We start from the raw sequence: 25,945 nt of genomic DNA, 5'->3' as shown, positions 1-25,945 counted from the left end.
AGCACGATCGTGCGCATTCGTGCGCGACCGACGGAGAGAGCTTCTTGACACCGCGAATCGGCAGCTCTAGCGTCTGAGTAATCGATTTCTCATCGATCCGCTCCAGGCGGCGAGGGATGCATGGACGACGGTGTCAGCCCGCTGGTCGAGATGATCGGCATCAGCAAGTCGTACGGCGGCGTGCGCGCCTGCCGGAACATCGACCTCACCGTGCGCGCGGGCGAGGTGCACGCCCTCCTCGGCGAGAACGGGGCTGGCAAGTCGACGCTGATGCGAGTGCTGTCGGGCGATGTCACCGACCACGACGGGGAAGTCCGCATCGCCGGCGCTCCCGTCCGGTTCGCCGCGCCGGTCGACGCGCAGCGCGCCGGCATCGCGATGATCCACCAGGAGCTCGACCTCGTGCCCGGCCTGTCGGTCGCGGACAACATCTTTCTCGGCCGCGAGCTGCGGACCCGCCTCGGCGCCGTCGACGGCCGGCGGATGAATTCGATTACCCGAGACCTGCTCGAGCGCTGCGGCATCGACCTCGACCCGCGCCGCCCGGTGGGGGAGCTGCGCACCGGCGAGCAGCAGCTGGTCACGATCGCCAAGGCGCTGTCGCTGGACGCCACCGTGCTGATCATGGACGAGCCCACGTCGGCGCTGTCCTCGGTCGAGGTCGAGCAGATGTTCACGGTGATCTCCGAGCTGCGCCGGGCGGGCGTCGGAATCGTCTACATCTCCCACCGCATGGACGAGATCGGGCGCATCGCCGACCGGGCGACCGTGCTGCGCAACGGCGCGGTCGTGGCCGGCTTCGACGCCCGCGAGCTGACCGCCGAGAAGGCGGCCGAGGCCATGGTCGGCCGCCCGGTCCAGGCCATGTTCCGCACCAGGACCGTCGAGCCGGGGGAGGAGATCCTGCGGGTCACCGACCTCGCGTTGCGGCCGCGCCGGGAACGACCGGGCCGCCGCGAGCCGAACGGGATCTCGGTGACCGTGCGGCGCGGCGAGATCGTCGGCGTCGGCGGCCTGCTCGGCTCCGGACGCACCGAGTTCCTCGAGACCCTCTTCGGCGCCGGCACCCGGGGCGGAGTCCACGGCACGATCGAGTTCCGCGGCAAGCCGGTGCGCCCGCGCAGCCCGCGCCACGCGCTCGGGCTCGGCATCGCGTTCGTGCCGGAGGACCGGCGCGTCGCCGGCCTGGCCATCGACCACTCGGTGCTGGCCAACACCGTGCTGTCCATCGTGGACCGGATCGCCGCGGCCGGCGTGGTGCCGCGGGCCCGGGAGACCGGTGCGGTCCGGCGCATAGTCGACGAGCTCAAGGTGAAGCTCGGCTCGATCACCGACGCGGTCGGCACGCTGTCCGGCGGCAACCAGCAGAAGGTCGTGTTCGGCCGGATGCTGCTGACCGAGCCGGTGCTGCTGCTGCTCGACGAGCCGACCAGGGGCGTGGACGTGGGCGCCAAGGCGGAGATCTACGCGCTGCTCGGTCGGGCCGCCGAGCAGGGCATCGGCGTGCTGCTGGCGTCCTCGGAGCTGGCCGAGCTGGTGGGGGTGTGCGACCGGGTCGTGGTGCTGTCGGGCGGGCGCGCCGTCCACGAGCTGGACACCAGGCACGCCGGCGAGGCCGACCTGCTCGCCGCGTCGATGGGCGAGGGAAGTACGGCGCTGGCGGTAGACGCGGGAGGAGAGGCATGAGCGAGCTTGCGAGCGAATCATCGATACAGGGCGACCGCGAGCGGCGAGACCGAGCCTGCGAGGGGTCGTCGTGAGCGACACGGACACGGCGCGCGAGCGGGAGAGCACGGCCAACGGCAACGGCCGCCGCACCGATGTGGTCGCCGCGCTCTTCCGGTTCCAGAGCCTGTTCGGCCTGGTCGCGGTGTTCGTCGTAGCCGTCGCGTTCTCCCCGCAGCACAACGGCGACCTGCTGTTCCTGAACAGCGACAACCTGTTCAACGTCGTCCGCGCGGTGTCCGAGATCGGCATCATGGCCGTCGGGATGACGTTCGTGATCCTGGTCGGCGGCATCGACCTGTCGGTCGGCGCGGTCCTCGGGCTGGCCGCGGTCGGGTCGGCCGTGCTGATGGTCGAGGACGACTTCGGGGTCGTGGCGGCGGTCGTGATCGTGCTGGCCATCGGGCTCGGCTTCGGCTTCCTGCAAGGGATCGCGTCCGCGTTGTTCGGCATCCAGGCGTTCATCGTGACGCTCGCGGGCATGCAGATCGCGCGTGGCCTGGCCCGCATCTGGTCCGGCGGCCAGGGTGTGGCGATCGCGTACGGGGACGACCCCGGCCAGGCGCCGGTCGCGTTCTCCCTGCTCGGCGAGCGCACGTTCAACGGGCTGGTGCCGATCCCGGCGCTGATCTTCGCGGTGGTCGCCGTGGCGGCCATCGTGTTCCTGCGGACCAGCGCGTTCTCCCGGCACGTGTACGCGATCGGCGGGAACGAGAAGGCGGCCCGGCTGTCCGGTGTGCCGGTGACGCGCGTCAAGGTGATCGTCTTCTGCATCGCCGGCTTCCTCGCCGCCCTGGCGGGGATCGTGCATGCCGGTCAGCTGAACCAGGGCAGCCCGAACGACGGCTTCGGCTACGAGCTCGACGCGATCGCGGCGGTCGTCATCGGCGGCACCAGTCTGATGGGCGGCCGCGGCACGGTCGTCGGCACGGTCGCGGGGGCGCTGCTGTTGGGGGTGCTCAACAACTTCCTCGGGCTGCACGGGGTGGACCCGAACGTGCAGCTGCTCGTGAAGGGACTCGTCATCGTCGTCGCGGCGGGCCTGCAACGCCTGCGGCCCGCGGCATGATCGAACAGAAAGAAGGTAGACACATGGCCCGACGTCGTGCCGTGGCGACCGTGCTCACCGCGGCCGCCGCGCTCACTCTGTCCGTCGCATGTGGAACGACCAGTGAGAACAGCGGCCAGCAGCAGGACGCCGGTGGTGCCAGCGCGAAGTGCGGTGGACCGGACGGCGAGTACACGATCGGGATGAGCCAGGCAAACGTTGCCGAGCCCTACCGGCAGCGGATGGACGACGACATCCGCGCTGCCGCCGAGGAGGTGCCGCAGCTCAGCGTGGAGTTCGCCGATGCCCAGCAGGACAACGCAAAACAGGTGTCCGATGTGGAGAACTTCCTCACCAAACAGATCGACCTGCTGATCATCAGCCCGAACGAGGCCACCCCGCTGACCGCGGTCGTGGCGAAGGCCTACAACAAGGGCATCCCGGTCGTCGTGCTGGACCGCAAGGTGGACGGGGACGCCTACACCACGTGGATCGGCGCGGACAACGTCGAGATCGGACGGACCGCCGGCGAGTACGTGGCGGAGAAGTTGTTGCCCAACGGCGGCAAGGTCGGCGAGATCCGCGGCCTCGCGGGCGCCACGCCGGCGAAGGAACGCGGCGACGGCTTCCGCGCGGGCATCGAGGGGTCGGGCATCGAGATCGTCGCGACGTCCGACGGCGACTGGCTGCGGGAGAAGGGCCAGGCCCAGGCGGACGCGATGTTCAAGGCGAACTCCGACATCCAGGTGCTGTACGCGCACAACGACCCGATGGCGGAGGGTGCGTACCTGGCGGCGAAGGCGGCGGGCAAGGAGAAGTCGATGAAGTTCATCGGCATCGACGGCCTGCCGATCCCGTCGGGCGGCATCAAGGCCGTGGAGGAGGGCCGCCTGTCGGCGACGCTGATCTACCCGACCGCGGGCAAGGAAGCGGTGGAGACGGCGAAGAAGATCCTGGTCGACTGCGACGAGGTGCCGAAGACGCAAACGCTGGAGACGAAGCTGATCACGGTCGAGAACGCGAAGGAGACCTACGCGGAAGCCAACAGCTGACCACGGTTGATGGTTGGGGTTCGCGAAGACGCGGGCGAATCCCAACCATCAACTACTGACGCGGCCGCACCTTCAGTCTCGACGAGAACTGCCGCGCTCGATGAGCCTGGCCCCCAACATGGTCGTCGTAGGTGCGCGGCCGTTGTCGGTGATCCGGGCCAGCAGCAGCTGTGCGGCCACCGAGCCGATCTCGTACGCCGGCTGCGCCACGACGGTCAGCGGGGGATCCACCAGGCCGGCCCACGGCACGTCGTCGAAGGCGACCACGCCCACGTCCGCGCCCGGGCGCAGCGAGCGGGTCCGCAGGGCCGCGAGCACGCCGATCGCCATGGCGCTGTTCGCCACGAGGATGGCGTCCGGGGGCTCGGACTGCTCCAGCAGCTCCGCGCACGCCCGACCCGCGCCCGCCTCCTTGAACTCCGTCCGCCGCACGAGCCGAGGTGACGAGCGGACCTTCGCCCCACGCAGCGCCTCCCGGTAGCCCGCCAGCCGGTCCTCGGCGGTGCGGACGCCCGCGGGCCCGGTGATGCAGCCGATCCGCTCGTAGCCCTGCGCCAGCAGATGCTCGGTCGCCTGCCGGGCCGCCACCCGGGTGTCCACGAGCACCGTGTCGCTGGTGCGATCCGGCAGCGGGCGGTCGACCGCGACAAGCGGCGTCCCGCGGTTGATCAGCCGGTCGACGTTGGTCGCGGTCGACGTGGGGGAGATGATCACGCCCGCCACCCGCTCCTGGATCGCCACGTCGACGTACCGGCGCTCCTTGTCGGTGTTCTCGTCCGCGTTGCAGAGCACCACCGAGTACCCGACCGTGTGCGCCACGTCCTCGACCCCGCGCGCGATCGACGTGAAGAACGGGTTCTCCACGTCGCTGATGATCAGCGCCAGGACCGCGGCCTCCTGCCGGCGCAGGTTCCGCGCCGGCCCGTTGGGCTGGTACCCGAGCTCCTCGGCGGCCGCCAGTACCCGAGCCGCGAGCTCGGGATCCACTGTGGACTTGCCGTTCAACGCCCGGGACACGGTCGCCGTGGAGACGCCCGCCCGGGAGGCAACGTCGCTGATGGTCGACACCTACCGCCTCGCTTTCCGCCCTCGTACCACGACCTTACCGGCCCTATTGACACACCCCGGAGGGCAGAATAGCTTCGATGAGAAAACGATTACTCCAGCCAAGGCAAGCAGTGCGCTCAGGAGGACCCGTGGCCCGGATCGGCGTGATCAACATCTCGGACGGGCGGGACTACGTCCACGGCGGCATCGCCGACTTCATCGTGGCCAACGAGGACCGGCTCGTGGCCGGGCTGACCGCGGCCGGCCACGAGGTGGTCCGCGCGAGCGCGCCCGTCTCCTCGAACACCCTCGCCACGAGCCTGGCTCGCGAAGTCGAGGCGGCGCAGGTCGACCTCACCGTCCTGCACTACTGCGTCTGGGCCTTTCCGCACTTCACGATGCTCGCCGCCGGCCAGCTGACGAGCCCGCTCGTGCTGCTCGCCAACATCGACCCCGTCCAGCCCGGCATGGTCGGCATGCTCGCCGCGGGCGGCGCACTCGACCAGATCGGCCGCACGCACACCCGGCTGTGGGGCGACCCCGAGGACGCTGCCCTGCTCGGGGCCATCGGCGTGCGGGCGCGCGCCGCGAGCGCGGTCGCGAAGCTGCGCGGGCAGACCTTCGGCCGGATCGGCGGCCGGCCGATGGGCATGAACACCGCGGTCGCCAACACCGACCAGTGGCAGCGCCAGTTCGGGGTCGACGTCGAGGAGATCGACCAGTGGGAGATCGTCCGCCGCGCCGAGGCCGCCGACGCCACGGAGAAGGCCAAGGCCCGTCAGTGGCTCGAGCAGCACGCCACCGTGCACTACGACGGCAAGAAGCTCACCGAGGAGCTGCTCGAGCGCCAGGTCGGCTCCTACCTCGCGATGCGCGAGCTCATCGACGAGTGGCACCTGGACTTCACCGGCATCAAGGGCCAACCCGAGCTCACCCAGTACTTCGCCACCATGGACGTCGCCGAGGCGTTCCTCAACGACCCGTACGACTGGAACGGGCCCAAGGAGCCGCACGTCTGCGCCACCGAGGCCGACATGGACGGCGCGCTGACCATGCAGCTCCTCAAGCACCTCGCGCACACGCCGGTGCTGTTCGCCGACGTCCGGCACTACCACGGCGACCGCGACATCTGGGACCTGTGCAACTCCGGCCAGCACGCCACCTGGTTCGCCGCGCGCAGCGACGACCCCGCCGAGAACCTCGCCAAGGTCCACCTCTACCCGGAGGTCTTCTTCTTCCCGGCCGGCGGCGCCTCCGTGCAGCACGTGGCCGCGCCCGGTGAGATGACCCTCGCCCGGCTGACCCGCAACGACGGCCGCTACCGCCTGCAGCTCATGCTCGGGGAGTTCGAGAACTACGACGAGGACACGACCGCGAGCCTGATGAACATGTCGACGCCGGAGTGGCCGCACGCGTTCGCCCGGCTCGACGCGCCCGCCGAGGTGTTCCTGTCCCGCTTCGGCGCCAACCACATCCACGCGGTGCCCGGCGACCGGCGGCCCGAGCTGCGCGCGGTGTGCGAGCTGCTGGACATCACGCTGGACGAGTTCACCCGTGGCTGACCTGTTCCTCGGCGTCGACATCGGCACGTCCAGCTCGAAGGGCGTGCTCGTCACCGGCCAGGGGAGGGTGCTGGCCAGGGCGAGCCGCGAGCACCGGACGGCCACCCCGCATCCCGGCTGGGTCGAGCACGACGCGGACGAGGTGTGGTGGGCGGACTTCCGCGCGCTGACGCGAGAGCTGGTCGCGGCCGCCGAGAAGGCCGCCGAGGGCCCGCTCGCCGGGCTCGCGGTCAGCGGGATCGGGCCGTGCCTGCTGCCCGCGGACGGCGCCGGGCGGCCGCTTCGTCCCGCCATCCTGTACGGCGTCGACACCCGGGCCGGCGCCGAGATCGCCGAGCTGACCGAGGAGCTGGGCGCCGAGGAGATCCTGCGCCGCGGCGGGACCCCGCTGTCCAGCCAGGCGGTCGGCCCGAAGATCCGCTGGCTCGCCCGGCACGAGCCGGACGTCTACGCACGCACCGAGATGCTGCTGATGGCGAGCTCGTACCTGGTCCACCGGCTGACCGGCCGCTACGTGCTCGACCACCACTCGGCGAGCCAGTGCGACCCCATGTACGACCAGGACGCGCTCGGCTGGGCTCCCGACTGGGCCGCCGCGGTCGCGCCCGGGCTGCCGCTGCCCGAGCTGGCCTGGCCCACGGAGGTCGTCGGCTCGGTCACCGCGCAGGCCGCGCGGGAGACCGGCCTGCCGCGGGGTCTGCCGGTCACCGCCGGCACGGTCGACGCCTGGGCCGAGGCGACCAGCGTCGGCGTCCGCGAACCGGGCGACGTCATGGTCATGTACGGCACCACGATGTTCCTCATCCAGGTGCTTTCCTCGCCCAGCCCGCATCCCGGGCTGTGGACGACGAGCGGCGTGTACCCCGGCACCCGGTCGCTGGCCGCCGGGATGGCGACCTCGGGCGCGGTCACCGACTGGCTGCGCCGGCTGGTCGGCGGCGAGTTCGCCACGCTGGTCGAGGAGGCCGCGGCGGTGCCGGCCGGCAGCCGGGGCCTGTTGCTGCTGCCGTACTTCGCCGGCGAGCGCACGCCGATCTTCGACCCGGACGCGCGCGGCGTGATCGCCGGGCTGACGCTGGAGCACGGGCGGGCGGAGCTCTACCGCGCGGCGCTGGAGGGCATCGCCTACGGCGTGCGGCACAACCTCGAGGTGATGCGCGAGGCGGGCGGACGGCCGCAGCGGCTGGTGGCGGTCGGCGGCGGTACGCAGGGCGGGCTGTGGACCCAGATCGTGTCGGACGTGACCGGCGAGGAGCAGCAGGTGCCGACCGAGACCGTCGGGGCCTGCCTCGGCGACGCGCTGCTCGCCGCCGGCGCCACGGGTGTCGACGTCGACCCGGCCGCGTGGAACCCGCCCGACCACACGGTGATGCCGGCCTCGCCGGGGCGGTACGACGAGTTCTACCGCCGCTACCGCGACCTCTACCCGGCGACGGTGGACGTCGCGCACTTCCTCGCGGCCGAGCAACACGCGGCGGACCGGGCCTGAGCCGTACTACGCTCGACCGCGTGCCAAGCGAAGCGGAAGGGTTCAGCGCGCGGGCGCTGTCGGAGAAGATCGACCAGATCATCCGCGAGGGCAACGTCCGGCGGATCGTGGTGCGCAACGGCGAGGGACGCACGGTGCTCGACGTCCCGGTGGCGGTGGGGGTGGTGGTCGCGCTGCTCGCCCCGATGATCACGGCGGCCGCGTCGGCGCTCGCGCTGGCGGGCGGCTGGCGGCTCGAGGTGGAGCGCACCGAGCCGGTGGTCGTCGACGAAGAGTCCGAAGAGGACAGCTAGGTCACGATCACCGGGCGGGCGAGGTCGGCGTTGTCGACGACGACCGTGGCGCGCGAGCGCGGGTCGCACTCGGCGAGGTAGAGCCGCTGGCCCTCGACGTAGCGGCGGTTTGACTCGGCGAGCGGGTCGGGGTCGGCGTAGTCGCGCGCCGCGACGCGCGGGATCGAGACGGCGAACGGCACCTCGAGCCAGACGGAGTAGTCCCAGAACCGGGCGAGCTCCGGGCGGTGGGTGAAGATGCCGTCCAGCACGAGGATCGCGCCGGGCTCGGCCGACTCCTGCGCCAATTCCAGCGGCGACTCGGCGCGCACGTCGTGCACGGCGCGGACGAACCGGCCGGAGCCGCCCGGTCCGAGCGGTTCGATCAGCAGCTCGACCAGCCTCGGGTAGTCGAAGGAGTCGCGGAAGAAGCCCTCCGGCGAGGTCCGGCCGCGCCGGTGCCGATCGGACCGCGGCCGGTGGAAGCCGTCGACCGACGCGCGGACCACCGGCGCGCCGCGGTCGGTCAGCGCACCGGCCAGCTCGTCGGCGAAGCGGGTCTTGCCGGCGCCGTCCACGCCGTCGATCGCGACCCGGCGCGCCGAGCGGGTCAGGATCTCGCCCGCGATCGCGGAGAGGAGTTCGTCTCGCACGGGGTGGAGTCAACCAGTTCGCGTGCAACGCTTTCCCCCAAGGGCTCCGTCCTGTCGGCATGGAGAAGGACTTACCCAGCTGGCCGCGGCTCGCGATCGCCGCCGCCCTGGTGGTGGGATTGGGTGTCGGGGTTGCCGGCACGGCCGTGGTCGTCGGGATGGCCGACGGCGAGCGGCGCCAGGACGTCGAGCCGGGGGCGATCTCGCTCGTCGCCTACGACTCGTGCGACTCCGCGCTGAGCGAGCTGAAGGCGGCGGCGTTGCCGAACGTCGGCCCGTACGGGTGGGGCGGCGGCTACGGCGAAGGCGACGTCGCCCGAGGTGGCGGCAGCCTTCCGGACGGCGAGATGCAGGCGGACGGCGCGGCGCCACGCGAGGGCGATGCGGCCGCCTCGGCCCAGGACAAGGCGGCCGCACCGGAGCCGGCGCCCGGGCATTCGGGTACCAACAACTACGAGTCCGATGTGGACGAGCCGGACATCGTCAAGACCGACGGCCGCCGGGTGGTCAGCATCGTCGACGGCCAGCTGCGGGTCGTGGACGCGGCCTCGCACAAGCAGACCGCCAGGCTCGCGCTGCCCAGCGGGTACGCCACGCAGCTGCTGATCTCCGGAGACCGCGCGCTCGTGCTCACCTCGTCGGGGGTGGCCATGCCGACGCCGCGCGACGGCGGCATCGTGCCCGAGCCGGCCCCGGTCGAGCCGGTGCCCGACGCCAAGCCCAGCCCCGAACCGGGTGCCAGCCCGCCGATCGACACGCCGCCGGTGGACCCGGCCTTCGGTTCACAACTCGTGCTCGTCGACCTCACCGGCGCGGGCCAGGTGCTCGGCACGCTCGCGGTCGAGGGCAGCTACCTCGACGCCCGCCAGGTCGGCACGGTCGCCCGGGTCGTCGTGCGCTCCACGCCGCGGTTGAAGTTCACCTACCCGGACGCCGGCCGCTCGGTCGACGACGCCGAGGAGGAGAACCACGGCATCGTCGAGTCTTCGTCCATTTCGGACTGGCTGCCGCGCTACCAGCTCGCCGCCGGTGGGCACCTCAGCTCCGGCGAACTGGTCGACTGCACAGCGGTGAGCCACCCGGAGCAGTACACCGGCAGCGGCCTGCTGACGGTGCTCACCCTCGACCTGCGCCGCCAGCTCGGCACCGGCACCCCGATCAGCATCGCGGCCGACGGCAACACCGTGTACGGCACCGGCACGAACCTCTACGTCGCCGACGACCACTTCGCCCACGGCGGCGGCCCGACCGAGCGCCCGGCGCCCGACGGCGGCCAGCGCACCGAGATCTACCAGTTCGACATCTCCGGGTCGGGCCGGCCGCGGCACGTCGCGTCCGGCGGCGTCGACGGCGGACTGCTCAACCAGTACTCGCTGTCCGAGCACGAGGGTCACCTGCGGGTGGCCACCACGGTCGGCGGTATGGAAGCGGAGTCGCACAGCATGGTCAGCGTGCTCACCCGGCGCGGCAACGAGCTCGCCCAGGTGGGTCGGATCGACGGGCTCGGCAAGGGCGAGCGCATCTACGCGGTGCGCTACCTCGGCGACACCGCCTACGTGGTGACGTTCCGGCAGACCGACCCGCTGTACACAGTGGACCTGTCGGAGCCGTCCCGGCCGCGGGTCACCGGGGAGCTGAAGATCACCGGCTACTCGGCGTACCTACACCCGGTCGGGGACGGCCGACTGCTGGGCGTCGGTCAGGAGGCGACCGTCCAGGGCTCGACCACCGGCACCCAGGTCTCGCTGTTCGACACGTCGAACCAGCGCGGCGCCAAGCGGCTCAGCCAGGTCCACTTCGACGGCGGACACTCCGAAGTGGAGGGTGACCCGCACGCCTTCCTGTACTGGCCGGAAAAGAACCTCGTGGTGCTCCCGATGGCGGTCATGTCGGACCCGGCGGCGCCCGGCACGGGTGCGGTCGTGCTCAGGGTGTCCGGTGACACGCTGACCCAGGTCGGCACGCTGCGCCACGAGGGTGCGGTCGGGTTCGCCCCGCGCCGCGCGCTGGTGATCGGCGACGAGCTGTGGACGGTGTCGCAGGCCGGCATGCTCGTCAGCGACCTCGACCGGCTGACTCAGGTGGCCTGGCTGCCCTTCACCTGAGCGGCCACGGGCCCGCGTCGGAGATAGGTCCACATCGGACTGACCAGCTCCGGCGCGGGCCCGGCCAGCGGCGGCGCCACGCCCTCGATCGCGGCCCGCCGGCCCTCGTCGTCCGCGACGAACTCCGGCTTGAGATGCTCGTTGTCGTAGTAGCGGTGGAACACCGGGGTGAGCGCGCCGGACATCGGCGGCACGATCCAGCTCCAGTCCGCCGGGCACGTCCGCCCGGCGGCCTCCTCCTTCTCCAGGTGCCTGAGGAACCGGGCGGACTCGGTGTGGTGGTCGCTGATCGTCGTGCCGGCCGCGGCGAACGAGTGCAGCACCGCGCGGTTGACCTCGACGAGCGCGGCGTCGCGCCACAGGGTCTGCGCCCGACTGGTGTCGAGCCCCATCCGCGCGGCCACCTCGGGCAGCACGTCGTAGCGGTCGTGGTCGGCGAAGTTGCGCGCGCCGATCTCGGTGCCCAGGTACCAGCCGCTGAACGGCGCGGCCGGATAGCTCACCCCGCCGATCGACAGCCGCAGGTTGCTGATCGCCGGCACCGCGTGCCAGCGCAGCCCGAGCTCGGCGAACCACGGCAGGTCGGGGTGGTGCAGCGGCACCTCGGCGAGGGCGTCGCGGGGGAGCGTGGCCAGGTGGGTCTCGGCGCCGTCGGACACCACGAGCGGCAGGACGTCGAAGGGTCCCGGGTTCGCCGGCGGGCGCCAGCCGATGCGGATGAGCGCCTCGGTGAACCGCACGTACCGCGGGTCGCCGCGGACCGTGCCGTCCGGCTGGCCGTAGCCGGCGTAGCGGATGAGCTGTTCGTTCCAGATCCGCGGGCCGGGTCGGCTGGGACGGTCCGGCGCGAAAACGGTGATCACCGGGCGGATCTTGCCGCGGTTGTGGGCGATGCGCAGGTGCTCGACGCACTGCCCGGCGACCTCCGCCGGCTCGCGGATCGCGCGCAGGTCGCGGACCTTCATGCTGCGCCAGTAGAGCCGGCCGATGCAGCGCGCGCTGTTGCGCCACGCCACCCGGGCGCCGAACGCGAGCTCCGCGCTGGTGTGCTGGTAGCTGCCGGTGAGCTCGATCTCCGCGCGCACCCACTCGACGCGCCGTGCGGGGCAGCCGGCGTCGGGGTTCTCCGCGTGGAACAGCCTGATGAACTCGACCGCCTCGTCGACCTCGGTCACGCGCGAGAACCTACCGTGATCTGATCGTGATCGAATTGGTCATACCGGATCGGCCTAGCCTGAACCCGGCGGGACCAGCAGTGGTGCCCCAGTGGGTGAACGGCCTCGGGAATGGTGGCGACGGTCCACTGCGGGTAGACATCAGTGGTGACCGACTACCCACCCGGTGAAGACCCGCGGCGCTGGCGAGCGCTGGCGGTGACGCTCGCCGGCGGGTTCATGATCCTGCTCGACGTGAGCATCGTGACCGTCGCGGTGCCGTCCATCCAACAGGGCCTCGACGCCTCGGCGAGCGGCGTGCTGTGGGTCGTGTCCGGCTACCCGCTGACGTTCGGGCTGTCGCTGGTCGCCGGCGGTCGGCTCGGCGACGCGTTCGGCCGGCGCCGGATGTACCTGGGCGCGCTGACCGGGTTCGTGCTCACAAGCGTGCTGGCCGGTCTCGCGCCCTCGCTGCTCCTGCTGATCCTCGCCCGGCTGCTGCAGGGCCTGTTCGCCGGGCTGGTGACCCCGCAGAACGGCGGGCTGATCCAGGACCTGTTCCGCGGCCCCGAACGCGGCCGGGCGTTCGGTCTGCTCGGCGCCACGATCGGGCTGTCCACGGCGGCTGGCCCGGTGATCGGCGGGGTGATCCTCGCCGCGTTCGGCGAGCCGGACGGCTGGCGCTGGGTGTTCCTCGTCAACGTCCCGTTCGGACTGCTCACGCTCGTGCTCACGTGGTTGTTCGTGCCGGCGATCCCGCGCCGCGACGTCTCCACCGACATCGACGTCGCCGGCATCGTGCTGCTCGGGCTGGCCGTGCTGTGCGTGCTGTTCCCGATCGTCCAGTCCGACGCCGGTGGGCTGCAACGGTTCTGGTGGCTGTTCCTCCCGGCCGCGCCGCTCGGCTACGCGTTCCTGCGCTGGGAGCGCCGCCGGGTCGCCGTCGGGCGCGCGCCGCTGGTGGACCTGCGGCTGTTCACGGTCACGCCGGGGTACGCGGCCGGCATGGCCATCGGTGCCGTGTACTTCTGCGGCTTCGCCGGCATCTGGCTCGTGTTCGCCGTCTTCTTCCAGGACGGGCTGGGCTACTCGCCGCTGGAGTCCGGCCTGTCGGTGACGCCGTTCGCGCTCGGCTCGGCGGTGTCCGCGTGGCTCGCCGGGCGGCTGGTCGACCGGTGGGGGCGGCGGCTGACGATCGCCGGGCTCGCCGCGGTCGCCGTCGGGCTCGGCACGGTCGGGCTCCTGACGCTGCTGGTCGAACCGGCGCACCTGCTGCTCTGGATCACCCCGCCGCTGCTCGTCGCCGGGGTCGGCGGGGGAGCGGTGATCGCGCCGAACACCACGATCACGCTGTCCTGCGTGCCGACCCGGATGGCCGGCGTGGCGAGCGGCGTGCTGCAGACCGGGCAGCGCGTCGGCACGGCGATCGGCGTCGCGGTGCTCGCCGCGCTGTTCCACGCGATGGTCGGCGGCTCCGGCTATCCCGCCGGGCTCGCGGTGGCGCTGTTCGCGGCCGTGCTGCTGGTGCTCGTCGCGCTCGTGTTGGCCGTCGTCGATTTCCGTGGGAATCGTGGGAACAACGAGTTGGAAAATTTCCCCACACACTCTATGGCATCTGGTCAATAACAACTATTCTCGTGTGCGGAGGCGTTCTTGCCGGCCGCGATGGCAGTCCCCTGCGCACCCTGTCGCCGCGGTCCGAGGGCCGCTTCGTCGCTCAATTCCTGATGTATGTGGCCGGCGTTCTCGCGTCGGCGGTTCGCCCGCGCGTGCCCGTCGGCCAAGGGACGGAGAGATCGATGCGAAAACTGGTAATCCGAGCGCTCGTCGTGGCCGCGTCGGCCGCGACCGCCCTGCTGGTCTCGACCGCCGCCGCGCAGGCGTCGGTCCAGCCGGGCGAGCAAGACCCGGTGTTCGACGCCCCCGCCGGTTCGGTGGAGGTGCTGGTCACCAAGCTCAGCCACGGCGACGCGACCTCGCGGCTGCGCTCGTCGGGCATCACGTGGTCGTCCAGCGGCAACTGCAGCGACCGCAACAACCCGACCTGCACGTCGTTCGAGCAGGTCAACCTCGCCACGATCCAGGGAGCCCAGACGCTCAAGTCGGCCAGCGGCTGTGCGCTGAACGTCACCGGCGGGACCGAGACCGGTCACGCCAGCGGCACCTACAGCCACTGGAACGGCTACAAGCTGGACTACAGCCTCAGCACGTGCGTCAACAACTACGTGCAGGGCACCTTCACCTACATCGGTGGAAGCAAGTGGCAGTCCGGCTCGGGCAACATCTACTACAAAGAGGGCAACCACTGGGACGTGACGTACTACAACTGCGGCGGCTGCTGAGCTGATCGCGCTCACGGCGCCCCCGGCCCCCATGGCCCGGGGGCGCCGTTCTGTTCAGGCCCAACGGATCGGCAGGTGTTTGATCCCGTTCTGGAAGTTCGACCGCAGCCGCACCGGCTCGCCCGCGGGCTCGACCTCGCCGAGGATGTCGAACAGCGCCGTGAACAGCGCCCGCATCTGCACCTTCGCGAGGTGCGCGCCGATGCAGTAGTGCGGCCCGTGGCCGAAGCCCAGGTGGTCGTTCGCCTCCCGGGTGACGTCGAAGCGGTCCGGCTCGGTGAACGCGCGCTCGTCGCGGTTTGCCGAGGAGAACCAGACCACGATCTTGTCGCCGGCCCGGATCCGCGTACCGCCGAGCTCGGTGTCCACTGTGGCCGTTCGACGGAACCGCATGACGGGCGACCACCAGCGCATCATCTCGTCGACCGCCTTCGGCAGCAGCGTGCGGTCCGCGCGCAGCTTCCGATACTGGTCCACATTGGACATGAGGGCGAACATGCCGCCGGGCAGCGAGTTGCGCAGGGTCTCGTTGCCGGCCACGGAGAACAGCCAGAAGAGGTTCTCGAACTCGCCGATGCTCACGTTGCCGCCGGCGTCGTCGATCTCGCGCATGAGGTTGGACATGATGTCGTCGCCGGGGTTGCGCCGCTTGTACTCGCCGAGGTCGTGGGCGTAGGCGTAGAGGTCGGGCATGCCGGCGCGGGTGCGCTGGTCGGGCAGCCGGCCGGCCGCGTCGGGCTCGGGCCGCAACGCGAGCGCGCGTCGCGCCATCTCCGTCGAGCCCTCGCCGGCCTTCGCGGAGACCGCGTACTCGTGGTCCTGGTAGCCGATCACCCGGTTGCTCCAGTCGAACATCAGCCACCGGTCCTCGCCGGGCACGCCGAACAGCTCGGCGAGCGTGAGCAGCGGCAGGTCGGCGGCGATGTCGGTGGCGAAGTCGCACTGCCCGCGGTCGGCGACGTTCGTGACGAGGTCGCGGGCCCAGCCGGAGATCCGGTCCTCGAGCCGCGCGATCGCGCGCGGGGTGAACGCCCGGGTCAGCAGCTTGCGCAGGCGGGAGTGCTCGGGCGGGTCCTGGTTGAGCATCATCTGTCGGACGAAGGCGAGCGTGGCCTGGTCCGGCGGGTCGGAGATCTGCGTGGCACCCAGGTGGGAGGAGTACACCGCGGCGTTGCGCATGACCTCCTTGACCTCGGCGTGCCGGACGACACCCCAGAACCCGGGCCCGGCCGGCCACTGGTCGACGGCCGGCTCGTCCATCCACACCACGGCCGACTCCGCGCGCAGCCGGGCGAACCTCTCGTGCGGCACGCCGGTCAGGTAGGTGTCGGGGTCGACGATCACGTCGGTGTCGGCGGACATGCCGCCATTCTGCTACCGGTACGGCAGGATCATGGGCGTGTACATGGCGAGGCACGGCGACGGCGACCCGGTTCTCCTGCTGCTGCACGGACTCGGCGCGACCGGTGCGGTCTGGGACGGGCTCGTGTCGTCGCTCGACGGCCGGTGGCCGGGGACGGTGCTGGTGCCGGACCTGCCGGGGCACGGCCGGTCGGAGCCGTTGCTGCGGTACTCGTTCGGTTCACTGACCGCGGCGGTCGCGGCGGCGCTCGAGCCGGGGCGACCGGTTGCCGTGCTGGGCCACTCGCTCGGCGGCGTGCTGGGGCTGGCGCTCGGGAGCGGCTGGTTCGGCGTGCCGGTGTCGGGGGTGTGCGGGCTGGGGATCAAGGTCCGGTGGTCGCCCGACGAGCTGGCCAAGGCGGCGTCGCTGGCCGCGAAGCCCGCGAAGACGTTCGGTTCCCGCGAGGAGGCTCTGGACCGCGCGCTTCGAGTGGCGGGCCTGCACGGGAAGGTGTCGACTCTCGAGGCCGGCGTGGTGTCGGCGTCCGACGGCTGGCGGCTCGCGCTGGACGGGGCGGCGTTCGGGGTCGGCGCGCCGGACATGGCGGGCCTGCTGGCGGCGTGCCGGGCGACGGTGGTGCTCGCGTCGGGAGAGACGGATCCGATGTCGCCGCCGGCGCACCTGCGTGAGCTGTGTGCCGACGCGGTCGAGCTGGCCGGCGTCGGCCACAACGCCCACGTCGAGAACCCGTCGGCGTTGTGGCCGCTGCTCGACCGGCTCGCCTAGCTGACGCCCAGCAGGTCGACGACGAAGACGAGGGTCTCACCGGGCTTGATGGCGCCGCCGGCGCCGCGGTCGCCGTACCCGAGGTGCGGCGGGATGACGAGCTTGCGCCGGCCGCCGACCTTCATGCCGGCCACGCCGCGGTCCCAGCCGGCGATCACGCGGCCGCCCCCGAGCGGGAAGCTGAACGGCGCGCCGCGGTTCCAGGAGGCGTCGAACTCCTCACCGGACGAGTGCGCGACGCCCACGTAGTGGACGCTCACCTGCTGACCGGGCCGTGCCTCGTCCCCGTCGCCCACGGTGAGGTCCTCGACGACGAGGTCAGCGGGCGGCGGCCCGTCGACCGGGTCGACTACGGGCTTCTCGAGAGCCATGCGGTTCTCCTTCTGGTTTCTCGTTGCTACCCGGCTCATCCAACCAGCCACCCACTCAACCGGCAGCGAGAACCCCGCCCGCCAGACCACCTCTGTCAACGGTGGATCACGGACCGTGTCTATCCATTGAGGAGCAACACGTTCCGTGCCGTTCGCGCGATAACTCGGCATGAGCACCGAACGCGTTCTCGGCGTGGACGCCTGCCGGGCAGGCTGGATCGGCATCGCGCTGGACGGTGACCGCGTCGACGCCTACCAGACCCGCACCATCACCGACCTGGTCACGGCCGCCTGGGCCGACGGCGAGCTCGCGGTGATCGCCATCGACATCCCCATCGGCCTCCCCGACAACACCCGGCGGCGGGCCGACGTCGAGGCCCGCCGGGCGGTCGGCCAGCTGGCGTCGTCGGTCTTCTACACGCCGGTCCGCGGCACCCTCGACTTCGCCGACCACGGCAGCGCCAGCGCGCACAACCGCGAGCGGGTCGGCGAGGGCATGTCGATCCAGGCGTTCGGCCTGCTGCCCAAGGTGCGCGAGGTCGACCTCTGGCTGCCGAACGCGCCCTGCGACGTCGTCGAGGTCCACCCCGAGGTCAGCTTCGCCACCCTCGCCGGCGCGCCGCTCGACGCCCGCAAGCACACCTGGACCGGCGCGCGGCTGCGGCACCGGCTGCTGACCGACATCGGCATCACGATCGGCGACATCGGCGAGGCCGGCGCGCGGGCGAACGTGGACGACGTCCTCGACGCGGCCGTCGCCGCCTGGACCGCGCGGCGGGTCAACCAGGGCACGGCCACCTCGCTGCCGGCGACGCCGGAGACCTTCACCGACGGCGTGCACAGCGCGATCTGGCGGTAGCCCGGCCGGGAGTGAAACGGCGCGGAGTGGGTACGTCCGGGGCAACGGACGCCCAGAGAGAGGCAAGACAATGATCATGCGCCGGATCGCCCGCCCGCTGCTGGCGGCCGTATTCGTGTCCGGCGGCATCGACTCGCTGCGCAACCCCAAGCCGCCGATGCAGACCGCCGAGCCGATGCTCGACAAGGCGCGGGAGCAGGTCGGGGACAAGGTCCCGGACCAGGTGCCGACCGACACGGAGACCCTCGTCAAGCTCGACGCCGCGATCAAGATCGGCGCCGGCATCGCGCTGGCGCTGAACAAGTTCCCGCGGCTCGCCGCACTGCTGCTCGCCGGCACGCTGGTCCCGACGACCGCGGCCGCCCACCGGTTCTGGGAGTACGAGGACCCGCAGGAGCGCTCCGCGCAGCAGATCCACTTCTTCAAGAACCTGGGCCTGCTGGGCGGCCTGATGATCGCTGCGGGTGACACGCACGGCAAGCCGTCGGTCGCGTGGCGCACGAAGCACGCGGCGAACCGCGCCACCGGCAAGGTTCAGGGTGCGGCCGGGACGGCGACCGGCAAGGTCCAGGGTGCCGCGAGCACCGTTCAGGGCAAGGTGCGGGCCCTCACCCCGGGCTGACCCCGACACTCCGCCGCCGCCCGACGAGTTGGTAGGCGGGCAACGGCCGGTTGCCCGACGCGGCGGCGACCGAGCGAAGCACGTCGAGCTGGCTCACGAGCAGGTCGTGGGCCGGCTCGGTGCGTTCGCCCAGCGAGCGCGACGCCAGGTCGAGGCACGCCCTGATCTCCCAGTCGGCGTCCGGCAGACCGGCCGTGTCCACCGCGCGAACCTCGTCCACCTCCCAACCGGTCGCCGCCGCGAGGCGCAGCAGGGCCTCTCGGGAGAACGGCGTGCGGACGTTCCAGCCGTCGGTCAGACCGCTCGCCACCAGCTGACCCTGGATCAGCACGGCCAGCAGGTGCGGCAACTGCCTCGCGTCGCCGGGCCTGAGGTCCCACTCCGCGAAGCACAGGACGGGCGCCCACGACCGGACCGCGTCGAGGGTGGCCCGCAGCTGATCGAGGGACGCGAAGTACCACGAGCTGTGCGCGAGCACGACGTGGTCGAACTCGTCGTCCGGGAAATCGTTGGCGAGCACGTCGAAGCTCAGCCGCACGTCCACGCGCGTACCGAGCGGACCGGCCGACAGATCGGCCGTCGCCTCGCCGATGGTCGTCGGCGACCCGTAGTCCGGCCCGGCGGAGTCCACCGCGACGACCCGTCCCCGCGGCCCGACCGCCTCGGCCAGCGCCGCAGTCATCTCGCCTTGGCCGCAGCCGATCTCGAGCACCGAGGCACCGGCGCCGATTCCCCAGCCGGTCACCAGTGACCGGCGGAACTCGTTCACCAGCCCCGTTCGCGCCATTCGCCGAGCTTGGGGCGCTCCTCACCGAGCGTCGAGTCGTCACCGTGACCCGGGTAGAACCACGTGTCGTCCGGCAGGTAGTCGAACAGGCGCGCCGACACGTCGTCGACCAGCGACGCGAAGTCCTCCGGCGACATCGTCTTCCCGACGCCACCCGGGAAGAGCGAGTCACCCGTGAACAGGTGCGGGTGGCCGGCCGGGTCCCGATACACCAACGCCACCGAGCCCGGCGTGTGGCCGCGCAGGTGGATGACCTCCAGCGAGCAGTCGCCGACCGCCACCGTGTCGCCGTGCGCGACCAGGCGGTCCGGCGGCACCGGCAGCGGCTCCGCGTCCAGCTCGTGCGCGATCGTGTTCGCGCCGTACGCCCCGGCCACCGCGCCCAGCGCCTGCCAGTGGTCCTGGTGCTGGTGGGTGGTGACGATCGTGCGCAGCGTGGGGCGGTTGTCGTCGTGCCCGATGAGGTCCGACAGGCGTTCCGGCTCGTTCGCGGCGTCGATCAGCAGCGCCTCCTGCGTGGCCCGGCACACCAGCAGATAGGCGTTGTTGTCCATCGGTCCGACGGAGATCTTCGTGATGGTCAGCGCGTCCAAGGTCCGCCGCGCGGCAGACCCACCCGGCTCGACGTGACCGCTGTAGTCCTCGACAACATCCACATCGCGACCATAGCGCGCCGCACCGACAGCCTGACAGCATGGCGACATGACCAAGGGCTGGACCTGGCTCAACGAACCGGCCACCTGGACCGCCGAAGGCGACACGCTCACTGTCACGACAGACCCGGAAACCGACTTCTGGCGCACCACTCACTACGGCTTCGTCCGCGACTCCGGTCACATCCTGGGCGCGACCCTCGAGGTCGACTTCACCCTCACCGCCACCTTCGCGGGCGACTACCGCGAGCAGTACGACCAGGCCGGCATCGCCATCCGCGTCGACGAGGAGAACTGGATCAAGAGCGGCATCGAGCTCGTCGACGGTCAGCAGCAGATCTCCGCGGTCGTGACCAGAGGCTTCTCCGACTGGTCGGTGGCCCCGGTCGCCCAGCCGGACACCGTCACGATCAAGGCCGACCGCTCCGGTGACACCGTGACGATCACCTACGGACTCGACGGCGCGGAGCCGACCACGCTGCTGCGCCTCGCCTACCTGCCGCCGGCCGGCAAAGTCCTGGCCGGCGTCATGGCGGCCTCGCCCACCGGCCGCGGCTTCCCGACCACGTTCACGAACGTCGAGCTAGCCCCACGCGGGTAGCACCGGCACGTCGCCGTCGAGCTGCTGGCCGTCCCCGCGCCCGGTCAGCCACGCCAGCACCGGCGCCGCCTTGCCGGACACCGGATGCGGCTCGCCCTCGAGCCCGCCGACGAGGTCCCAGACCCGCTCCTCGCCGTCCGGCAGCGTCACCGTCAGGTGCACCGACGGCCCGTCCGGCCGGCCGACGAGCCGCGAGACCGCGCTGCCGAGCATCGCCTCGACCTGCTCGTCCGGGATGTCGGCGAACCCGAAGTCGACGTCGAGGTCGACGAGGTGCACCCACAGCTCGAACAGCCGCATCGACGGGATGTTCGCCGCCGGGAAGACCGTCGAGCCGCGGCCGGCGACCGACGCGAGCCACTGCGAGTCCGTCAGCCGCTCGCCGGCGTCCGCGAACCGGTCGCTCGCCGCGCGCAGGTCCTCGTGCACGACCTGGGCGAGGCGGTGGGCGCCTTCCTCGATGTCCGCGTCGCGGTCGGCGTTGCTCTGGTACATCGGGTGCTCGACCCCGGTCCGCGCCCACGTGAGCAGGTTCACGAAGGCGTCCGCGTTGCGGGCGAGGTGGGTGATCACGTGTCCCCGGGTCCACCCGGGAAGCAGGCTGGGCTGGTGCATCCGCCGGTCGTCCAGCTCCCCGACGGCCTGGTCCAGTCTCTCGGTGGCCGCCCGGACGTCGGCCAGACATCGCCTGGCCTCGGCCGCGGCCGACCGTTCGTGCGCGCGGCGCTGCTCGGGCACGGTGTGCCGCACGGACGCTTTCGATGAGATGCTGGAGCCAGTCATACCGCCATCCCCGCGAGTCGGTAGTTCAGAATGGGCTTTGCACCAGACCTGGTCTCCCCAGCCTAGGTGAGCAGCGCCCACCTGGGATAGCCGATCGCCTCGGACGTCCGCCGCAGAAATTGTCGGTGCGCCGTCCTAGCATGGCCTCGGCCACCGCGGGAACCGTCTGACCTGCGGGTGACCGATCCAAAGCGGCATCTCCGAAGGGACTTCAGTGGCTGACCGCCTCGTTGTTCGCGGCGCCAGGGAGCACAACCTGCGCGGCGTGGATCTCGACCTGCCCCGGAACAGCATGATCGTCTTCACCGGGCTGTCGGGCTCCGGCAAGTCGAGCCTGGCGTTCGACACGATCTTCGCCGAGGGCCAGCGCCGGTACGTCGAGTCGCTGTCGGCCTACGCCCGGCAGTTCCTCGGCCAGATGGACAAGCCGGACGTCGACTTCATCGAGGGCCTGTCGCCGGCGGTGTCCATCGACCAGAAGTCCACCAGCCGCAACCCGCGGTCGACGGTCGGCACGATCACCGAGGTCTACGACTACCTCCGCCTGCTCTTCGCCCGCGCCGGCAAGCCGCACTGCCCGCAGTGTGGCGAGCCGATCAGCAAGCAGACCCCGCAGCAGATCGTCGACCAGGTGCTGGCGATGGAGGACGGCGTCCGCTTCCAGGTGCTCGCGCCGGTCATCCGCGGCCGCAAGGGGGAGTACGTCGACCTGTTCTCCTCGCTGCAGTCGCAGGGCTACTCGCGCGCCCGGGTCGACGGCGCGGTGTACCAGCTCACCGAGCCGCCGACACTGAAGAAGCAGGAGAAGCACGACATCGCGGTGGTGATCGACCGGCTCACGGTCAAGCCGTCGGCCAAGCGCCGGCTGACCGACTCGGTCGAGACCGCGCTGCGCCTGGCCGACGGGCTAATCGAGCTGGAGTTCGTCGACCTGCCGGACAACGACCCGGCGCGCACCCGCGGCTTCTCCGAGAACCTCGCGTGCCCCAACGGCCACCCGCTCGCCATCGAGGACCTCGAGCCGCGCTCGTTCTCCTTCAACTCGCCCTACGGCGCCTGCCCGGCGTGCACCGGCATCGGCGTCCGCCAGGAGGTCGATCCCGAGCTGGTGGTGCCGGACGACGAGCTGAGCCTCGCGGACGGGGCCATCGCGCCGTGGGCCGGCGGGCAGACGGCCGACTACTTCATCCGGCTGCTCGGCTCCCTGGCCGAGACGGTCGGGTTCCGCATGGACATGCCGTGGCGGCGGCTGACCGCCAAGGCGCAGAAGGCGGTGCTGCACGGCATCGACGAGCAGGTGCACGTCCGGTACCGCAACCGGTACGGCCGCGAGCGCTCGTACTACGCCAACTACGAGGGCGTGATCCCGTTCCTGGAGCGGCGCCAGGAGCAGACCGAGTCCGACTACATGCGGGAGAAGTACGAGGGCTACATGCGGGAGGTGCCCTGCCCGTCGTGTCAGGGCACGCGCCTCAAGCCGGAGATCCTCGCGGTCACCCTCGCGCACAAGAAGCACGGCGCGCGGTCCATCGCGGAGGTCTCGGCGCTGTCGATCGCCGAGTGCGCGGAGTTCCTCGACGGGATGTCGCTCGGCCGCCGCGAGACGATGATCGCGGGCGCGGTGCTCAAGGAGATCCAGGCGCGGCTGCGGTTCCTGCTCGACGTGGGCCTCGACTACCTCTCGCTCGACCGCGCGTCGGGCACCCTGTCGGGTGGCGAGGCACAGCGGATCAGGCTCGCGACGCAGATCGGGTCCGGGCTGGTCGGCGTGCTGTACGTGCTCGACGAGCCGTCGATCGGCCTGCACCAGCGGGACAACCACCGGCTGATGGAGACGCTCCTCCGACTGCGCGACCTCGGGAACACGTTGATCGTCGTCGAGCACGACGAGGACACCATCCGCGGTTCCGACTGGGTGGTCGACATCGGCCCGGGGGCGGGGGAGCACGGCGGCAAGATCGTCCACAGTGGACCGTTCGCGAAGCTGCTGAAGAACAAGGAGTCGCTCACCGGCGCGTACCTCGCCGGACGGATGGCGATCCCGGTGCCGTCGATGCGCCGCCCGGCCGACCACAAGCGGCAGCTGACCGTGGTCGGCGCGCGCGAGCACAACCTGCGGGGCATCGACGTGTCGTTCCCGCTCGGCTGCCTGGTGTCGGTCACCGGAGTGTCCGGGTCGGGTAAGTCGACGCTGGTCAACGACATCCTCGCGACCGTGCTGGCGAACAAGCTGAACGGCGCGCGGCAGGTGCCGGGTCGGCACACCCGGGTGCGCGGGCTCGACCAGGTGGACAAGCTGGTGCGGGTCGACCAGTCGCCGATCGGCCGCACGCCGCGGTCCAACCCGGCGACGTACACGGGCGTGTTCGACCACGTGCGCAAGCTGTTCGCGGCCACGACGGAGGCGAAGGTCCGCGGCTACCAGCCGGGCCGGTTCTCGTTCAACGTCAAGGGCGGCCGCTGCGAGGCGTGCGCGGGCGACGGCACCATCAAGATCGAGATGAACTTCCTGCCGGACGTGTATGTGCCGTGCGAGGTGTGCAAGGGCGCCCGGTACAACCGGGAGACGCTGGAGGTGCACTACAAGGGGAAGACGGTCTCCGAGGTCCTCGACATGCCGATCGAGGAGGCGGAGAAGTTCTTCGAGCCGATCAAGGCGATCCACCGCCACCTGCGCACGCTGGTCGACGTGGGGCTCGGGTACGTCCGGCTGGGCCAGCCGGCCCCGACCCTGTCGGGCGGCGAGGCGCAGCGAGTGAAGTTGGCGTCCGAGCTCCAGAAGCGCTCGACGGGCAAGACCGTGTACGTCCTGGACGAGCCGACCACCGGCCTGCACTTCGAGGACATCCGCAAGCTGATCGACGTCATCAACGGCCTGGTGGACAAGGGAAACACGGTCATCGTCATCGAACACAACCTGGACGTGATCAAGACGTCCGACTGGATCGTGGATATGGGTCCGGAAGGCGGGTCCGGCGGCGGCTTGGTGATCGCTGAGGGGACGCCGGAGGACCTCATCGACGTCGAGGAGAGTTACACGGGGCAGTTCCTCAAGCACGTTCTGGCTTGAGGTCTCGCTCGGGGTGAGGTTGGTGGGTCCGGGGGCGGGGTGTGCCTGGGCGCGGCGGGTTCCCATTGGTGCGGCTTGAGCTTGCGGGTTGCGGGCCGTTGTTGTTCCGGCGCGGCTGGGATGGTCGACCCGTTCAGCTGAACCGATACTCAACCCCGGTCAGCGAAGCCGACCGCTCCCAAAGCTGCCGAGCCACCGAAGTGTCTCGCGACGCCTTCGACGAGCCGACCACCTTCGGGTGGCCGTATTGCTCGAAGAGCCCGCCCGGGCCGGCGAAGCTTCCGTTGGGTACGTCGGCCACGGCGGCGTACAGCGTCGGCAACGCGCCCATGGTCGCGCTCTGCGCGACGATCCGGTTGCCGATCGCCATGAACCAGTCTTGGAAGGACTCCGTGTGGGACTGCAGGTTCGTCGACGCGTACCCCGGGTGCGCGGCCGTCGCTCGCAGGGGTGAGTCGGCCTCGTCGAGCCGGCGGCTCAGCTCGTAGGTGAACAGCAGGTTGGCCAGCTTCGACTGACCGTACGCCGGCCAGCGGTTGTACCGCCGGCGCTCCCAGTTGAGGTCGTCCAGCACGATCCGGCCGATCCGGTGCATCGTGCTCGACACCGTCACCACGCGATCCAGCAGGCGCGGCAGCAGCAGGCCCGTCAGCGCGAAGTGGCCCAGGTGGTTCGTCCCGAACTGCAGCTCGAAGCCGTCCGCTGTGCGGCGCTGCGGGGTGGCCATCACACCGGCGTTGTTGATCAGCAGGTGCACGTCGTCGGTCACGGACTTCGCGAACGTGCGGATCGAGGTCAGGTCGGCCAGGTCCAGCTCTCTCACCTCGACGTCGCCGGGCAGTGCGGCCGCGGCCTCGACACCCTTCGTCACGTCCCGGCACGCCATGATCACTCTTGCGCCCGACCGGGCCAGCTCGCGCGCGGTCACCAGGCCGATGCCACTGTTCGCGCCGGTCACGATCGCGGTGCGTCCACTGTGGTCAGGAATGTCCGCCGCGGTCCACTTCGCCATGGCGGCACTCTAGTCGCGGGCATACTCGATGATGTGTCGCTCAACCAATACCGGTTCCGGGACGTCTGGTCCGTCTCCGCGCCCACGGCCCGTGTGTTCGACGTGCTCGTCGACCTGATCAACTGGCCCCAGTGGTGGCCGGACATCCGCACGGTTCACCAGCTCGACGCCGACACCGCCGAGCTCACCTGCCGCGCGGTCCTGCCCTACGCCCTCACCTTCCGCCTCCACCGCGCCGAGCAGGACCACGCCGCCGGCCGCCTCCGCGTCGACATGACCGGCGACCTCGAGGGCTACTGCGAAGGCGTCGTCGACACCCACACCACCGGCGCCCGGCTCGCCATCGACCAGCGCGTCGTGGTCAACAAGCCGCTGCTGCGCACCCTCGCCCCGGTCGCCCGGCCAATCTTTCGCGCCAACCACGCCGCCATGATGTGGCGCGGCCAACGCGGGCTTCGCGGCTACCTATCGCCACCCCTCCAGCACCGCCCGCAGGTCGGCGCGTAGCCGGTCCCGCAGCTTTCCGGACGGCGCCAACGCCCAGTCCAGCTGGACACCGTGCGCGAGCCCGGCCACGATCCGCGCCGCGCGGGCCGGCCGGGGAGCGCCC

General features: G+C 71.3%; 24 protein-coding genes. 15 read left to right on the top strand and 9 right to left on the bottom strand.

Annotation, left to right across the window (positions count from 1 at the left end):
* The first annotated feature begins 120 nt into the window (after positions 1-120).
* From ACRDSK_RS01465 to ACRDSK_RS01455, 3 genes are all read left to right on the top strand, one after another.
* Complete coding sequence (locus ACRDSK_RS01465) at positions 121-1,686, top strand: sugar ABC transporter ATP-binding protein (protein ID WP_431438011.1); 1,566 nt, start codon at positions 121-123, stop codon at positions 1,684-1,686.
* Positions 1,687-1,822: 136 nt separating this feature from the next.
* A complete protein-coding gene (locus tag ACRDSK_RS01460) occupies positions 1,823-2,794 on the top strand; it encodes an ABC transporter permease (protein ID WP_431438054.1) in 972 nt (323 codons plus the stop codon).
* A 23-nt stretch (positions 2,795-2,817) separates the two neighbouring features.
* Positions 2,818-3,825, top strand: coding sequence for a substrate-binding domain-containing protein (locus ACRDSK_RS01455; RefSeq protein ID WP_431438010.1), 1,008 nt, complete (start codon positions 2,818-2,820; stop codon positions 3,823-3,825).
* A 72-nt stretch (positions 3,826-3,897) separates the two neighbouring features.
* On the opposite strand, the gene ACRDSK_RS01450 is transcribed toward ACRDSK_RS01455, so the two are convergent.
* A complete protein-coding gene (locus ACRDSK_RS01450) occupies positions 3,898-4,893 on the bottom strand; it encodes a LacI family DNA-binding transcriptional regulator (RefSeq protein WP_431438009.1) in 996 nt (331 codons plus the stop codon).
* Between the two features lie 128 nt (positions 4,894-5,021).
* Here ACRDSK_RS01450 and ACRDSK_RS01445 point away from each other — a divergent pair, with 128 nt between their 5' ends.
* The 3 genes from ACRDSK_RS01445 to ACRDSK_RS01435 are packed head-to-tail and all read left to right on the top strand — an operon-like array spanning position 5,022 to position 8,216.
* Positions 5,022-6,434, top strand: coding sequence for an L-fucose/L-arabinose isomerase family protein (locus ACRDSK_RS01445; protein ID WP_431438008.1), 1,413 nt, complete (start codon positions 5,022-5,024; stop codon positions 6,432-6,434).
* Positions 6,427-7,923 carry an FGGY-family carbohydrate kinase gene (locus tag ACRDSK_RS01440; protein ID WP_431438007.1) on the top strand — a complete coding sequence of 499 codons (1,497 nt, stop codon included), beginning with the start codon at positions 6,427-6,429 and terminating at the stop codon, positions 7,921-7,923. Before ACRDSK_RS01445 ends, ACRDSK_RS01440 begins: the two co-directional genes overlap by 8 nt.
* Before the next feature lie 20 nt (positions 7,924-7,943).
* Positions 7,944-8,216 (top strand): DUF4342 domain-containing protein, encoded by a 273-nt coding sequence (locus ACRDSK_RS01435; RefSeq protein ID WP_431438006.1) that lies wholly within the window; start codon positions 7,944-7,946, stop codon positions 8,214-8,216.
* Here ACRDSK_RS01435 and ACRDSK_RS01430 read toward each other — a convergent pair.
* The gene (locus ACRDSK_RS01430; RefSeq protein WP_431438005.1) at positions 8,213-8,848 is read right to left on the bottom strand and encodes a uridine kinase; all 636 of its coding nucleotides are present in this window, start codon (positions 8,846-8,848) and stop codon (positions 8,213-8,215) included. The two genes, ACRDSK_RS01435 and ACRDSK_RS01430, sit on opposite strands and share 4 nt — an antisense overlap.
* A 59-nt stretch (positions 8,849-8,907) precedes the next feature.
* On the opposite strand from ACRDSK_RS01430, the gene ACRDSK_RS01425 reads away from it, so the two are divergent.
* The gene (locus ACRDSK_RS01425; protein WP_431438004.1) at positions 8,908-10,953 is read left to right on the top strand and encodes a beta-propeller domain-containing protein; all 2,046 of its coding nucleotides are present in this window, start codon (positions 8,908-8,910) and stop codon (positions 10,951-10,953) included.
* Here ACRDSK_RS01425 and ACRDSK_RS01420 read toward each other — a convergent pair.
* Positions 10,926-12,164, bottom strand: coding sequence for a nitric oxide synthase oxygenase (locus tag ACRDSK_RS01420; RefSeq protein WP_431438053.1), 1,239 nt, complete (start codon positions 12,162-12,164; stop codon positions 10,926-10,928). The two genes, ACRDSK_RS01425 and ACRDSK_RS01420, sit on opposite strands and share 28 nt — an antisense overlap.
* Before the next feature lie 111 nt (positions 12,165-12,275).
* Between ACRDSK_RS01420 and ACRDSK_RS01415 the strand changes: the two genes are divergently transcribed.
* Together ACRDSK_RS01415 and ACRDSK_RS01410 are read left to right on the top strand one after the other, a co-directional pair.
* Positions 12,276-13,733, top strand: a complete 1,458-nt coding sequence (locus tag ACRDSK_RS01415) for an MFS transporter (protein WP_431438003.1) — start codon at positions 12,276-12,278, stop codon at positions 13,731-13,733.
* Between the two features lie 173 nt (positions 13,734-13,906).
* A complete protein-coding gene (locus tag ACRDSK_RS01410; RefSeq protein WP_431438002.1) occupies positions 13,907-14,449 on the top strand; it encodes a hypothetical protein in 543 nt (180 codons plus the stop codon).
* Between the two features lie 54 nt (positions 14,450-14,503).
* Here the strand turns inward: ACRDSK_RS01410 and ACRDSK_RS01405 are convergent, their stop codons facing one another.
* On the bottom strand, positions 14,504-15,811 hold the full coding sequence (locus ACRDSK_RS01405; protein WP_431438001.1) for a cytochrome P450: 1,308 nt from the start codon (positions 15,809-15,811) through the stop codon (positions 14,504-14,506).
* A gap of 43 nt (positions 15,812-15,854) precedes the next feature.
* On the opposite strand from ACRDSK_RS01405, the gene ACRDSK_RS01400 reads away from it, so the two are divergent.
* Positions 15,855-16,577, top strand: a complete 723-nt coding sequence (locus ACRDSK_RS01400; RefSeq protein ID WP_431438052.1) for an alpha/beta fold hydrolase — start codon at positions 15,855-15,857, stop codon at positions 16,575-16,577.
* Here ACRDSK_RS01400 and ACRDSK_RS01395 read toward each other — a convergent pair.
* Entirely contained in the window at positions 16,574-16,948 is a 375-nt protein-coding gene (locus ACRDSK_RS01395) for an FKBP-type peptidyl-prolyl cis-trans isomerase (protein WP_431438000.1), read from the bottom strand. The genes ACRDSK_RS01400 and ACRDSK_RS01395 overlap by 4 nt on opposite strands.
* 169 nt (positions 16,949-17,117) lie before the next feature.
* On the opposite strand from ACRDSK_RS01395, the gene ACRDSK_RS01390 reads away from it, so the two are divergent.
* Together ACRDSK_RS01390 and ACRDSK_RS01385 are read left to right on the top strand one after the other, a co-directional pair.
* On the top strand, positions 17,118-17,807 hold the full coding sequence (locus ACRDSK_RS01390) for a DUF429 domain-containing protein (protein WP_431437999.1): 690 nt from the start codon (positions 17,118-17,120) through the stop codon (positions 17,805-17,807).
* A 70-nt stretch (positions 17,808-17,877) separates the two neighbouring features.
* Positions 17,878-18,429 (top strand): DoxX family protein, encoded by a 552-nt coding sequence (locus tag ACRDSK_RS01385; RefSeq protein ID WP_431437998.1) that lies wholly within the window; start codon positions 17,878-17,880, stop codon positions 18,427-18,429.
* Here ACRDSK_RS01385 and ACRDSK_RS01380 read toward each other — a convergent pair.
* Both ACRDSK_RS01380 and ACRDSK_RS01375 read right to left on the bottom strand, forming a co-directional pair.
* Positions 18,416-19,216 carry a class I SAM-dependent methyltransferase gene (locus ACRDSK_RS01380; RefSeq protein ID WP_431437997.1) on the bottom strand — a complete coding sequence of 267 codons (801 nt, stop codon included), beginning with the start codon at positions 19,214-19,216 and terminating at the stop codon, positions 18,416-18,418. The two genes, ACRDSK_RS01385 and ACRDSK_RS01380, sit on opposite strands and share 14 nt — an antisense overlap.
* Positions 19,195-19,872 (bottom strand): MBL fold metallo-hydrolase, encoded by a 678-nt coding sequence (locus ACRDSK_RS01375; RefSeq protein WP_431437996.1) that lies wholly within the window; start codon positions 19,870-19,872, stop codon positions 19,195-19,197. Before ACRDSK_RS01375 ends, ACRDSK_RS01380 begins: the two co-directional genes overlap by 22 nt.
* A 46-nt stretch (positions 19,873-19,918) precedes the next feature.
* Here ACRDSK_RS01375 and ACRDSK_RS01370 point away from each other — a divergent pair, with 46 nt between their 5' ends.
* Entirely contained in the window at positions 19,919-20,470 is a 552-nt protein-coding gene (locus ACRDSK_RS01370) for a DUF1349 domain-containing protein (protein WP_431437995.1), read from the top strand.
* Here ACRDSK_RS01370 and ACRDSK_RS01365 read toward each other — a convergent pair.
* Positions 20,453-21,253, bottom strand: coding sequence for a maleylpyruvate isomerase family mycothiol-dependent enzyme (locus ACRDSK_RS01365; RefSeq protein WP_431437994.1), 801 nt, complete (start codon positions 21,251-21,253; stop codon positions 20,453-20,455). The two genes, ACRDSK_RS01370 and ACRDSK_RS01365, sit on opposite strands and share 18 nt — an antisense overlap.
* Positions 21,254-21,467: 214 nt before the next feature.
* On the opposite strand from ACRDSK_RS01365, the gene uvrA reads away from it, so the two are divergent.
* A complete protein-coding gene (uvrA, locus tag ACRDSK_RS01360) occupies positions 21,468-24,323 on the top strand; it encodes an excinuclease ABC subunit UvrA (RefSeq protein ID WP_431437992.1) in 2,856 nt (951 codons plus the stop codon).
* A gap of 133 nt (positions 24,324-24,456) precedes the next feature.
* Here uvrA and ACRDSK_RS01355 read toward each other — a convergent pair whose 3' ends face one another.
* Positions 24,457-25,335 (bottom strand): oxidoreductase, encoded by an 879-nt coding sequence (locus ACRDSK_RS01355; protein WP_431437991.1) that lies wholly within the window; start codon positions 25,333-25,335, stop codon positions 24,457-24,459.
* Between the two features lie 33 nt (positions 25,336-25,368).
* On the opposite strand from ACRDSK_RS01355, the gene ACRDSK_RS01350 reads away from it, so the two are divergent.
* A complete protein-coding gene (locus ACRDSK_RS01350) occupies positions 25,369-25,842 on the top strand; it encodes an SRPBCC family protein (protein ID WP_431437990.1) in 474 nt (157 codons plus the stop codon).
* The last annotated feature ends 103 nt before the right edge of the window (positions 25,843-25,945 follow it).

The sequence above is a fragment of the Actinophytocola sp. genome, assembly GCF_050699915.1.
Taxonomy (GTDB): Bacteria; Actinomycetota; Actinomycetes; order Mycobacteriales; family Pseudonocardiaceae; genus Actinophytocola.
The sequence above is the reverse complement of the archived record's forward strand: the minus strand, read 5'-3'. Positions and strand labels throughout refer to the sequence as shown.